At 37.8% G+C, this 12,222-nt stretch carries 11 protein-coding genes and 1 pseudogene; 5 read left to right on the top strand and 7 right to left on the bottom strand.

What is annotated here, in order from left to right; genetic code table 11:
- The first annotated feature begins 42 nt into the window (after positions 1 to 42).
- Positions 43 to 1,113 (top strand): phosphoribosylformylglycinamidine cyclo-ligase, encoded by a 1,071-nt coding sequence (gene purM, locus F935_RS01790; protein ID WP_016137333.1) that lies wholly within the window; start codon positions 43 to 45, stop codon positions 1,111 to 1,113.
- Entirely contained in the window at positions 1,110 to 1,739 is a 630-nt protein-coding gene (gene purN / locus F935_RS01785) for a phosphoribosylglycinamide formyltransferase (RefSeq protein ID WP_016137332.1), read from the top strand. The genes purM and purN overlap by 4 nt, the downstream gene beginning before the upstream one ends.
- Before the next feature lie 70 nt (positions 1,740 to 1,809).
- Here purN and F935_RS01780 read toward each other — a convergent pair whose 3' ends face one another.
- Both F935_RS01780 and sppA read right to left on the bottom strand, forming a co-directional pair.
- On the bottom strand, positions 1,810 to 2,619 hold the full coding sequence (locus tag F935_RS01780; RefSeq protein WP_016137331.1) for an alpha/beta fold hydrolase: 810 nt from the start codon (positions 2,617 to 2,619) through the stop codon (positions 1,810 to 1,812).
- Between the two features lie 21 nt (positions 2,620 to 2,640).
- Positions 2,641 to 3,657, bottom strand: a complete 1,017-nt coding sequence (gene sppA / locus F935_RS01775; protein ID WP_016137330.1) for a signal peptide peptidase SppA — start codon at positions 3,655 to 3,657, stop codon at positions 2,641 to 2,643.
- Between the two features lie 133 nt (positions 3,658 to 3,790).
- Between sppA and F935_RS01770 the strand changes: the two genes are divergently transcribed.
- A complete protein-coding gene (locus tag F935_RS01770; RefSeq protein WP_016137329.1) occupies positions 3,791 to 4,774 on the top strand; it encodes a lysophospholipid acyltransferase family protein in 984 nt (327 codons plus the stop codon).
- Here the strand turns inward: F935_RS01770 and F935_RS01765 are convergent.
- The 3 genes from F935_RS01765 to F935_RS01755 form a co-directional block, all read right to left on the bottom strand.
- Positions 4,727 to 7,153, bottom strand: a complete 2,427-nt coding sequence (locus F935_RS01765) for a DNA internalization-related competence protein ComEC/Rec2 (protein WP_016137328.1) — start codon at positions 7,151 to 7,153, stop codon at positions 4,727 to 4,729. The two genes, F935_RS01770 and F935_RS01765, sit on opposite strands and share 48 nt — an antisense overlap.
- A gap of 83 nt (positions 7,154 to 7,236) precedes the next feature.
- On the bottom strand, positions 7,237 to 7,923 hold the full coding sequence (locus F935_RS01760) for an ABC transporter ATP-binding protein (RefSeq protein ID WP_004643715.1): 687 nt from the start codon (positions 7,921 to 7,923) through the stop codon (positions 7,237 to 7,239).
- Positions 7,916 to 9,151, bottom strand: coding sequence for a lipoprotein-releasing ABC transporter permease subunit (locus F935_RS01755; protein ID WP_016137327.1), 1,236 nt, complete (start codon positions 9,149 to 9,151; stop codon positions 7,916 to 7,918). The genes F935_RS01760 and F935_RS01755 overlap by 8 nt, the downstream gene beginning before the upstream one ends.
- A gap of 149 nt (positions 9,152 to 9,300) precedes the next feature.
- Between F935_RS01755 and F935_RS18950 the strand changes: the two are divergent.
- Positions 9,301 to 9,381, top strand: a pseudogene (locus tag F935_RS18950) (PilZ domain-containing protein); the annotation flags it as partial.
- A 29-nt stretch (positions 9,382 to 9,410) separates the two neighbouring features.
- Here the strand turns inward: F935_RS18950 and F935_RS01750 are convergent.
- A complete protein-coding gene (locus F935_RS01750; RefSeq protein WP_016137326.1) occupies positions 9,411 to 10,319 on the bottom strand; it encodes a DMT family transporter in 909 nt (302 codons plus the stop codon).
- 7 nt (positions 10,320 to 10,326) lie between these two features.
- Positions 10,327 to 10,815 carry a YaiI/YqxD family protein gene (locus F935_RS01745; RefSeq protein WP_080645660.1) on the bottom strand — a complete coding sequence of 163 codons (489 nt, stop codon included), beginning with the start codon at positions 10,813 to 10,815 and terminating at the stop codon, positions 10,327 to 10,329.
- A 247-nt stretch (positions 10,816 to 11,062) separates the two neighbouring features.
- Between F935_RS01745 and F935_RS01740 the strand changes: the two genes are divergently transcribed.
- Complete coding sequence (locus F935_RS01740) at positions 11,063 to 11,995, top strand: hypothetical protein (protein ID WP_016137324.1); 933 nt, start codon at positions 11,063 to 11,065, stop codon at positions 11,993 to 11,995.
- The last annotated feature ends 227 nt before the right edge of the window (positions 11,996 to 12,222 follow it).

Below are 12,222 nucleotides of genomic sequence, written 5' to 3'. Positions count from 1 at the left end.
ATATTCAGGTTATAATCTGCCGCCAATGCGGAGACTTCATTTATGAGCAACTCAACTTCTACCCCAAATACCGGTTTAAGCTACAAAGATGCGGGTGTCGACATTGAAGCGGGCGACGCACTGGTCGATCGTATCAAGTCAGTCGCTAAACGTACAAGTCGTCCTGAAGTAATGGGCGGTCTTGGTGGCTTTGGTGCACTATGCAAAATTCCTAAAGGTTATGAAGAGCCTGTTTTAGTTTCTGGAACCGATGGTGTAGGAACTAAATTACGTTTAGCACTTAATCTTAATCGTCATGACACAATCGGCCAAGATCTTGTGGCTATGTGTGTAAATGACCTTTTAGTTTGTGGTGCAGAGCCATTATTCTTCCTTGATTATTATGCAACTGGTCACTTAAATGTTGAGGTTGCTGCAAATGTTGTTACTGGTATTGGTAAAGGTTGTGAGCTTGCAGGTTGCGCACTTGTAGGTGGTGAAACCGCAGAAATGCCAGGCATGTATGAAGGCGAAGATTACGATCTTGCTGGTTTTGCAGTTGGTGTTGTTGAGCACAGTAAAATTATTGATGGCACTAAAGTAAAGTCTGGTGACGTACTTATTGGTGTTGCATCAAGTGGTGCTCACTCAAATGGTTATTCATTACTACGTAAAATTTTAGACGTTAAAAACGTTGATTTAACTCAAGTAATTGATGGTCGTCCTCTTGCAGACGTTGCAATGGAACCAACACGTATTTATGTAAAACCAGTTCTTGAGCTTTGCAAACAAGTTGATGTACATGCTATGGCACACATCACTGGTGGCGGTTTACCAGGTAACTTACCACGTGTATTACCAAATGGTGCTCAAGCAGTCATTGATGAAGCTTCGTGGGAATGGTCGGAATTATTCCAACTTCTACAACGCGAAGGCAATGTAGAACGCTTTGAAATGTACCGTACGTTTAACTGTGGCGTAGGCATGGTCATTGCTGTTGATGCAAATGATGCAGAAAAAGCGATTGAAGTGCTTAATGCTCAAGGTGAAAAAGCTTGGAAAATTGGACATATCCAAGAAAATGCTGAATCAGTGGAAGGTGCAGACGAAAAAATTCGTGTGATCTTTGCATGATAAAAATTGCTGTTCTAGTCTCTGGGAACGGCAGTAATTTACAAGCCTTGATAGATGCAAATCTATCAGGGCAAATTGTAGGTGTACTGTCTAATAAAGCAGATGCTTATGCCCTAGAGCGTGCTCAAAAAGCCAATATTGCTACGGCTGTTATTTCCCATAAAGACTTTCCAACTCGTGAAGTATTTGATGAAGCAATGCATCAACAACTCTTGGCTTGGCAAGTAGATGTGGTCATTTTAGCCGGTTTCATGCGCATTTTAACTCCCACCTTTGTCAACAAATGGCAAGGGAAAATGCTGAACATACACCCCTCACTTCTTCCAGCTTATAAAGGTGTGAATACTCATCAACGTGTTTTAAACACAGGTGATCGTTTACATGGTTGTACCGTACACTTTGTAACTGCAGAATTGGATTCTGGTCAATCAATTGCCCAATCCGCTATTTCAGTTAAAGAACATGATACTACCGCTTCATTAGCAAATCGAGTACATACACTTGAACACTTTATCTACCCACAAGTAGCAGAGTGGTTATGTAACGGTCAACTTACATGGAAAAATGGTCAAGCTTATTTCCGTGATCAAGTTCTTGAACACCCTATTCGTTTTGCAAATTGGTAAAACTTTTTTACTTAAAAGCAAAAATAAAAAAGGACATGCTGGCATGTCCTTTTTTTTATAAATCTAAAAACTAATTTTGCTCATGATGAATCAATTTCTTTATAGAATTCACTGTATCAGTAGGATGTTCTAGAGGAAACATGTGCCCTCCCTCAACCACAGTAAACGGAATTCCCATTTTTCGCTTTGCCATTTGAGGAAAGCCTCTTTTTAAGAAATCACTTCCTTTACCCACAACTAAATGCACAGGCATCTTAGATTTTGGCATAGGCAGCCACCACCAAGAAGGATTTTTACGGAAAATTGCAACTTCATCTTCACGAGAAATCGTTAAAGTTACTCCACCGCGAACCGAATCTTCTTTCAAAGCATAGTCGATGTAGGCTTGAAAACAATCTTCATCAAAATCTTTATAAAATCCTTTAGGACGTAGTAACTCAGCAGCCTGCTCTCTCGATTCCCAATGTTCACGACGTCGTGCAGATAAGCCTGCAGGGGTCATCGCATCAACTAATTTAGGACGAAATAGTTTTGCCATATGAAAAGCAAATGAATATCGCCCCAAAATAAGAGGCGGGTCTAACATAATCACTTGAGAAAAGAGTTCAGGACGCTGAAAAGATGCCATTAACGTTAAAACTGAGCCAAGAGAATGCCCAAGTCCAATAACTTTACGTCCTTTCGCCTGCCGCACAATGCTGTCAATCACCTGATCAACCAAAGCAAGCCAATGATTCGTTACAGGATAACGTTTATCAGGACCAATCAAGGGAACATAAATAATGTCATATTCCCCTTTCAACTGGTCAAACAGTTTTTGATACACTTTTGAGGGTACGCCATTTGCATGAGCAAAGTGTATAACTGGTTTCATTGACATACTGCTATCCTAAAACAGATTTTATTGTAATTTTGCGCTTTGACGAGTCTGCACTTCTTGAGCAATAGATTCACTTACCCCTTGCCCGATTTGTGCCCCCATACGACCTAAAATGGATTGTAATGGGTTACGCTCAATTGTGTAGTCAACTTTATTATCAAGGTTTAGTTCACGCATCAAGCTCGTAATGTTACCTGAACGGTCAGCAACGCCTAACTGAATGGCTTGTTCACCAGTCCAGAATAAACCAGAAAAAATAGCTGGATCATTTGATTTTAAACGCTTTCCACGCCCTTCTTTAACAGCAGTGATAAAGTGAGTATGAACATTATCAAGAACAGATTGAATATGTTGCTTTTGAACAGGATCAATCGGTTTTGTCATACTTAAAATGTCTTTATTCGTTCCTGCGGTTAACGTGCGATCTTCAATACCAAGTTTCTGAGCTAAACCAGTAATCCCATAGTTCGGCATGATCACACCAATTGAGCCCACCAAACTTGATGGATTGACAATAATCTCATCTGCAGCAGAAGCGATATAGTACGCACCTGATGCGCCCATATCACCAATCACAGCGTAAACCTTTTTATCTGGATGCTGTTTTTTCAAATAACGAATTTCCTGCCAGATTTCATCAGACTGAACTGGAGAACCGCCAGGTGAGTTAATATTAAGTGCAACAGCTTTACTGTTTGAGGCTTCAAAAGCACGCTTAAGCGCTTTATTCGTATCTTCACTATTGACCGCTTGATTACTCGAAGCATCAATAGTCCCAATAATATCTACTACTGCCAAATGAGCGCTACTGCTATTTACAGCAGAGCCTTCTTTGCTGGTTGAACAGCCTTTACCCATGAGTACAACAATGAATAATAAATAAATAAAAGTTAATGTTTTAAAGAAGATACCCCAACGGCGACTACGACGCTGTTCCTCGACTGAAGCAAGTACAGCCTTCTCGAGAATTTGCCATTCTGGTCCATTTTGTTTAGGGGTTATAGGTTCATTTTGTGGTTTTGGTGGCCAATCGGACATAAAATTCCAATCCAAATTAATCTAAAATGATGTCATTATATACGTTGATTTGATAAAAACTGTCTAAATAATATGATTTCATTTATAATAATTATATCTTTTTTTAATTATTGCTTCCTTTTTCCCGCGATAGATGACCAAATTAGATATAAAAAGCATGAACTATTACCTACTCAAAATTTTTAGCCGCCAGCCAATTAAATTTGGACGTTTTCTTGCTCGTATGTTGGCAGGGTTAATCAATACTTTAAAAATTACTAAAACATCAAAAAGTATAGAACTAAACCTACAAATCGCCCTTCCATATTTAACGCCACAGCAGCGCATAGAGATTACGGAACAAGCTATTCGTAATGAAATCACCTCATACTTTGAATTTTTAAGTATTTGGGGATCATCAAATAGTAAGAATATCGAAAGAATTCACCATATTGAAGGTGAACATTACTATCACGAAGCACTTGCAGAAAAAAAAGGGCTTGTCATGATCATTCCACATTTTGGTACGTGGGAAATCATCAATGCCTGGTGTTCACAATTCACTTCAATGACAATTTTATACAAGCCTGTAAAAAATGAAGATGCGAACCGTTTTGTTCGAGATGCACGTAGTCGTGAACAAGCCAACTTGGTTCCTACTGATGAAAGTGGTGTAAGACAAATTTTTAAAGCTTTAAAACAAGGTCAAACTACCGCAATTTTACCTGACCATACGCCCAACGCCGGCGGTAGTATGATCAATTATTTTGGTGTTCCACTTGCTTCAAGTAATTTAAGCGCCAAGCTCATCCAAAAAACTAAAGCAAAAGCTTTATTCATGTATGCAATTCGTAACGAAAATGATGGCTTTACGATGCACATTGAACCTATGGACGAGAAAATTTACGAAGGTAGTGCAGATAACGGAACATTTGTTATTCACCAAGCTATTGAACAACTCATCCAACGCTATCCAGAACATTACCACTGGAGTTATAAGCGTTTTAAAGCCAACCCTGCTTTAGATAATATTTATAATATTGATCCAGTTGAAGCTCTTCAAATTGTGGCTAAGCTGAAAGCAGAAGCTTCACAAAGCTCTGTGAAGCCAAGTACGCTCGAAACGTCGAGTGTATAAAACCATTTGATGATGCTGAGATACAAAACTTAATGTTCCTTGCTCAACGGTACTTTTAAACGGAATATTAAGTTCTTGTATTCTCGCTAAAACTTCTTTGCTTGGATGACCATATCGGTTATTAAAACCGGCAGAGGCAACAACCAGCTTGGGATTTAAAGTCGCTAAAAAATCATAGGCTGAACTATGTTTACTACCATGATGACCTAATACCAAAACATCTACTTTTAAATCAGGATATTCTTTTATCAGTTGATATTCTGCTTCCCATCCCGCATCCCCCATAATTAAATAATTTTGATAACCTTTTACCTGTTTTAAATGAATATAAACGACACAAGAATATTCATTTTGGTTAGAAGAAACTAAATTTAAATCATTTGCTTTGGGCCAAAGTATCTCAATATCTAACTGTGGGTATTGCCATTTTTGCCCTTGATGACAATAGGTAAATGGTTCTTTCACCTGCTGTGTCCATAACTCATTTGATATAACTTGTTTGATAGGAAAAGCCTGAGCGATAAAAGGAAATGCTCCACTATGATCTTGGTCAAGATGAGATAACACCACATGATCTAGTTGTTTAATACCTTTCTGACGTAAATATGGAATCACTACATTTTGACCAATACTAAAGGCTTTCTCGTCATAAGAACCACCCGTATCAATTAACCACGTCTGCTCTGGGTGTTGTAGAAAAATCGCTTGTCCTTGGCCTACATCTATAATATTTAATTGGATTTGCTGAGAGGTTTTATTCGGAATAACTAAGGGTAAACAACAGATAAGTCCCCAAAATTTCGGTAAAACACCACGTGGTAAAAATAAGATAATAATGGCACAGCTTAAGCCTAACAAAGCCAGTGGTGTCAGACTAAAACCTTGCAACGGTAGAGATAATTTCTCTAAAAGACTAAAACATGTCAGCACTATACTGAGCAAAATATCATTAATCTGAAAGAGTGCATTTCCAAGTGAATTAAAAATAAGCCACACACAAGCAGCAAAAATATTCAAAGGAACAATAACTCCTCCTAACAGAGGAACAGCGATAATATTTGTGAGAGGTGCAACCCATGAAATCTGTTGAAAGAAAATCAGCATTAAAGGACATAAGGCAATAAATATTTTGCCCTGAGATTCAATTAGGGTTTTAGTTAAAAGAATTATTTTAGATAGCAGACTCACTGAAGCAAGGTTTGGAGTCTGTACTATGGTTTGATAAATGCGTAATAAAATAAAGCAAGAACCATAAGAGAGCCAAAAACCTGCCGATAAAACACTAAATGGGTCGAAAAGTAAAAGTAGACTTGCGCTGTAAACCAAGAGTGAAAATGGCTTAACAGGCAGTTTGACTAACAATAAAAAGGCAAATAAGAATACTGAAAGTAAAGTTCTTAAAGCTGGAATTTCAAAACCTACAAAAGCTGTATAAATCAAAACCCCAAAACATAATGGAATCATTGCCAATATTTGCTTGGGTTGCCACAAATAAAGCTGGGGATAATAACGTCGTACTAATTGATGTAACCCCCAAGACAACATAATGGCAAAAATGAGGACATGAGGCCCCGAAATAGCCAACAAATGAGAGATTCCTAACTGTTTAAATTGATTTTTAGTGTCTTCATTTAAAAGACTTTCGTCCCCTGTCAGAAGTGCTAATAACAATCCTTTATTCTGAAAGGGAGATTTTTTTAGCATTAATCTAAACTTTAGACGGAGTTTTTCTATATTTAATTGTTGCCTAGTAAAAAACTTTTGTTGCTGTTTTAAGTGATTTTGATAACCCAATCGATAAATTTCATTTGAGCTTAAAGGCTCTAGATGCTGCACACTGAAACCTGACATTATGTTTCGTTGAATGAACCATTTTTCTTGATCAAAAGCACCTACTACTGCATAACTATGAGCTGGTCTGGTTTTACCCGAAATTCGATAGTAGTGGCCTAATTGTAATTTTGGCCCTTCTATCAAAGCATTTTCATTTTTTAAATATAACAACCAATTCACCACATGGGATGACCGCCCTAGAACCTGACCGACTTGCTGTGTCTTATTATCTTTTTCTTCACTTAGTCGGTCTATATAAACAACAATGTCTAGAGACTGAGGTTGCCTCTCCCGTAGTTGTAATCTTTCATTTAAGACATACTGAGCATACTGATGACCTATAACAAAAAGATTTAGGCCACAGATTAAACAATAAACTGCTTTTAATATGGGACGATTTACAAAAATATGCCGCTTAAAAATATAAAAAATAAAGCTGATAAAGAGTAGAACTTTACCAATCCAACCATATTGCATTATTAAAGGAAGCTCTATTCCCATGAATGCAATACCTACAACCCACCCCACTAAAATAAGTTTTAACATTTAAAGTCATATCGTTATCTTTTTAGGGGCAAAATTAAAGCCCAACTGTGTGGGCTTTAACAATGTGATTTAATGACAATTTTTTAAGAACCGCTGACCCAAAGACCATCTTCCATATGTAAGATTGAATCTGCTGCCTGAGCCAACTGTTCATCATGAGTCACAATCAGCATAGCCATGTTGAGTTCTTTCTTAAGATCAGTCAGTAATTCAAAAATACCTAGAGCTGTTTTACGATCAAGGTTTCCTGTAGGTTCATCGGCTAAAACAACCGCAGGTTGAGTGACCAAAGCACGAGCCAAAGCAACACGTTGGCGCTCACCGCCCGAAAGCTCACCTGGCTGGTGATCCATACGATGAGATAATCCCACTCGGTCTAGTAAATATTCAGCTTGTGCTTTTACCGATTTGTATTGGCTATCTGGTCGAAGCATAAGCGGCATTGCCACATTTTCAAGCGCAGTAAACTCAGGTAACAAATGGTGAAATTGATAAACAAAACCAAGGTATTTGTTACGTTGAAAACCACGCTCGGCTTCACCTAAATTATCAAAACGCTGACCATTTAAAAATACTTGCCCTTGCGTTGGTTGCTCTAGGCCGCCTAGCGCATGAAGTAAAGTACTTTTACCTGAACCACTCGCACCAACAATCGAAACAAACTGCCCAGCTTCAACTTGTAAAGAAAGACCTTTAATGACTTCAACCTTAGATTTACCATCATCAAAATGTTTGTAGATATCTTTTGCTTCTAAAACAATTTTACTCATAACGCAGTGCCTCGGCAGGTTGAACTTTGGCCGCACGAAGTGCCGGATAAATCGTTGCCAAGAAGCTGAGAAGTAAAGACACAGTCACAATAATCGTCACATCTTGCCATCTTAAATAAGAAGGTAGGTAATGCACAAAGTAAGCATCAAATAGATTTAAACCTAACACATTGTTAAACCATGAAATGATATCACTAATGGTTAAAGCCAAAATTACACCTAAAACTGTACCAGCAACTGTACCAATCACACCAATGACAGTACCTTGCACCATAAATATTTTAGTAATCATTGATGGCGAAGCGCCTAATGTACGCAAAATCGCAATATCTGATTTTTTATCTGTTACAACCATAACCAATGACGAAACGATATTAAATGCTGCAACAACAATGATAAGTACAAGTAACAAACCAACGAGTGTTTTTTCCATTTGAATGGCATTAAACAGATTGCCATGCGTATAGGTCCAGTTCGTTGCGTAGAAATTGCTTGGTAAACTTTTTACCAAGTCATCTGCAACTTGTGGCGCTGCAAAAATATCATCTAGTTTTAAACGAACACCTTGGGCACCATCTGGTAAGCGTAATAGTGTTGACGCATCATAGAGAGCGATATAGCCCACCATAGAGTCAACTTCGGCACCTACACTAAAAATCCCCACTACTTTAAAACGCTTGAAACGAGGTACTACACCCGCTGGAGATGGCGTTGCTTCAGGTAAAACCAATGTCACACTATCATTTAGACGCAAGCCTAATGAATCAGCCATATCTTTACCAAGGACAATACCAAACTCCCCTTTTTTAAGTGAGTCTAAGCTACCAGCAACAATATGATTTTGAATAATAGACACATTCTTTTCATATTTTGGGTCAATACCCGTCACCATAATACCAGCGACTTGCCCTTGCGCGGTTAACATACCTTGCAATTGGGTAAAAGGTGCAACCCCAGTTACATGTGGATGATGTTCAACTCGCTTCACCAGTTCAGGCCAATCCGTAAGGATTTGTGTAGATGAAACTGTCGCTTGCGGCACCATTCCCAAAACACGGTTTTTCAATTCGCGATCGAAACCGTTCATCACAGAAAGTACCGTAATCAGCACAGCGACACCTAGTGTCAAACCGATCATCGAAACCAATGCAATAAAAGAAATAAAATGATTACTGCGTCTTGCGCGAGTATATCTCAACCCTATATACAGTGAGATTGGTTTAAACATACCTTCTAAATCCAAGGTGATTGATGGGAAATAGCAGATGCTAATGTCAAATTACATCGACATCTACTATTTGGCCATATCGTTAGATGCTGTATTAAGGTTTAAAAATCAGTAAGTTCTGACCTTTCCTTAACAATCCTAATATTATATTGCTGCGCTATTTTCTACTACTTAAGTTGGGAGATCAATTTGATCATGCATTTCGCTACGAATTAGAACAATTTAATGAATAAGCTCAACAAATTACCCAAATCTTCTCCTATTTAGACTTAATATGTCGTACAAAATTTCGATTTGCTTGAATGTCTTTATAGAAATATAAAAATAGTCCAAACAGGATAATTAAAGCCCCCACAAAAACCATAATCGACAATTGTTCGTGATTTAAAGCAGCTCCAATCATCATGGCTAACATTGGCGTAATTACCGTTGTTAAAGATAAAGTCGTTGCCTGAATATTTTGTATAAGCTTGAAATAACAGAACATGGCGACTAATGAAGCCATCAGTACCGTATAAATTAAAGCAAATAAAGACTTAGCTTCTGGAAAATGTGTCGGTGCATATTGCCAAATAAATGGAATAAGACAACTTGCCAAAATTGAAGAAACTAAAATAGAACCAGTTGCCTGAGCCATAGGCTGAATCTGTGCATTAACTTTCTTGACCCAAAAAATTGAAAAAGAATAGACAAACACACTGATCAGCATAAGGACGATACCAAACGGATGCACATGCTGATTTGCGCCATTAAAACAAATGATGGCTAAACCGCTAACTGCAATCGCCATACCTAGCCATTGCAGCTTATAAAGTTGCTGACCAAATGCAAATCGGCCAATAAGTCCAGCCATAATAGGCGCCAAACCAAACATAAGCGCAATCATGCCTGAACTTAAATATTGGGTAGCCGCATAGGTAAAAATTTGAGAACCAATTAAACTAAAAGATCCAGCAATATAGCTATGAATTGCTTGTCGATGAGTCGGAAAAGGTGTTCTTAAAATCAGTAATATGGTCACGGCCAAAGGCAATGCAATAAAAAAGCGTAACAACAATGCCCACATCAGATGTAAATCAGACACACTCCAAACAATGGCCAATGGAGTGGTTGCCCAAATGAACACTAACAAGGCATAGGTTAAAGCCAAATTGGTTTGCGATGGCATGCGATGCTCACTTAGCTGCTTTACGTTTTTGCTTTAAAATTGTTTGATCTAATGCACTCGAAAATTCACGCTTATCTCGCTCGGAAATAGGTGGCGGCCCACCAGTTTGAACACCCGCACCACGAAGCGTATCCATGAAATCACGCAGATGTAACCGCGCTTTAACATTCGCAGTTGTATAGACTTCGCCTCGGGGATGAATAGCAACTCCGCCTTTCTCAATCACTTGAGCGGCTAGTGGAATATCTTGCGTAATGACAATGTCATTTTCAATCATGCGATCGACTATTTCTTTATCAGCCTGATCGGCACCACTTAAAACCTGTATTGACTTGATGCGAACAGAAGGCGTAATACCAACATTTTGATTAGCAACAAAAATAACTTCTAACTGATAACGATCTGATGCGCGCAAAATCACTTCACGTAATATTCTTGGTAAGGCGTCTGCGTCTACCCATAATTTAAATGGCAGCACGTTATTCTCTATTTCCACTAAAAATATAAGTCTAACAGATGCATTTCTAAGGTGAATAGTAATAAACATTAAACTTATTTTTAATTTGGTATTTAAGTTTTCTTAAGAGTCAGATCTACCTTTTCTTTTATAAATAGAAGCAATATCTATGTTTAAATGACTAAATATGTGCTTTTACAAGAGAATTTACATATGGTGACTTGAAAAACAGTAAACACCCTCGATTTAATATAACAAGTAATGTGAACCCAACAGCATCGTGCTTATGAAAAATCAAAACAGTCCAGAAGTAATTAAAGTAAATGACCAAAATTTTGGTAGTCATGGCGAACATTGGAATCTATTGACGTCCCATCCTGAGACAGATGTACCAAAATGGTTAGGACTAGCACTTGATGCACCCGTAATGCCAATGGGCTTATGCGAACATGAAGAAGATATGGATCAATCTTTTTGGTTGATTCAAGGCCCACAAAACCAAAAAGTTACAATCAACCAGATTATTGCGGTTGAAAATCAGAAACCTCGCGCACTCAAAACAGCCTTTCCAAGTTTTGAAAGCCCATATCAATATAATGCGAAAATTGAACGTATCATTACTTGTGACTCTGCGACACAAGCTGTTTTAAGTTTAAAACTAAATAAAGATACAACGGTTTATGCATTTGATAATTTATTTAGCGTTAACGCTTGTCAATATGACAAAACTAAAGACTATCAAGTTCAATTTAATGCATGGGCTTATGAATTAGAACCAGTTCCAGCGGGCGAAAAAATTGTTGTTGATGACCCAGCCTCAATTAAACATCACCGTGCATTAAATGCGATTTTGACTGAACATAATGGTATCGCTCCTGAAAACTTACAGGAACTCATTAATGAATGGCAGCCAAAAACCTCAGAAGATCAAGAACCTGTAACTGTTGATTTTTCTAAAATGGTTGCTTATTTATATGGCGAAAATCTTGGTCAAGAAGATGAAGCATGGTTCCAAGGTAATATTGTTGGCAAAACTTCTATGACATTTATGGGGGCAGAATATACCCTTTATGATGTTACTTTGGTTTTAGAAGATGATCTTCCTGCCATATTAGTGCGCATTGCAACCAAAAACGATTTGTATAAAAACTTTAATATTGGCGAATATATTCGCGGTAATATCTGGATTCAGGCGACTATTTGTGCTAAAAAGGAGTGAAACTAATTGAATTTCACTAATATTTTAATAATTAGGTTATTGAATGAAGATTATACCCGAACAAACTACCAGCCTCATTCAATCTAGTAGCCTGCGCGTAAAGGTCGATACTGGTGCGTTTTGTTTTTTTGTATTGGGTATGTTTTTAGCTGCCATATTCATGCACCAACTTGGTTTAGTGCCTTTTTAGTTTATAAAATTTATTCAAAAATAAAGCCCTCATTTGA

This window comes from Acinetobacter calcoaceticus ANC 3811 (genome assembly GCF_000399665.1).
GTDB lineage: Bacteria > Pseudomonadota > Gammaproteobacteria > Pseudomonadales > Moraxellaceae > Acinetobacter > Acinetobacter calcoaceticus_B.
This window is presented reverse-complemented; position numbering and strand designations above follow the sequence as displayed.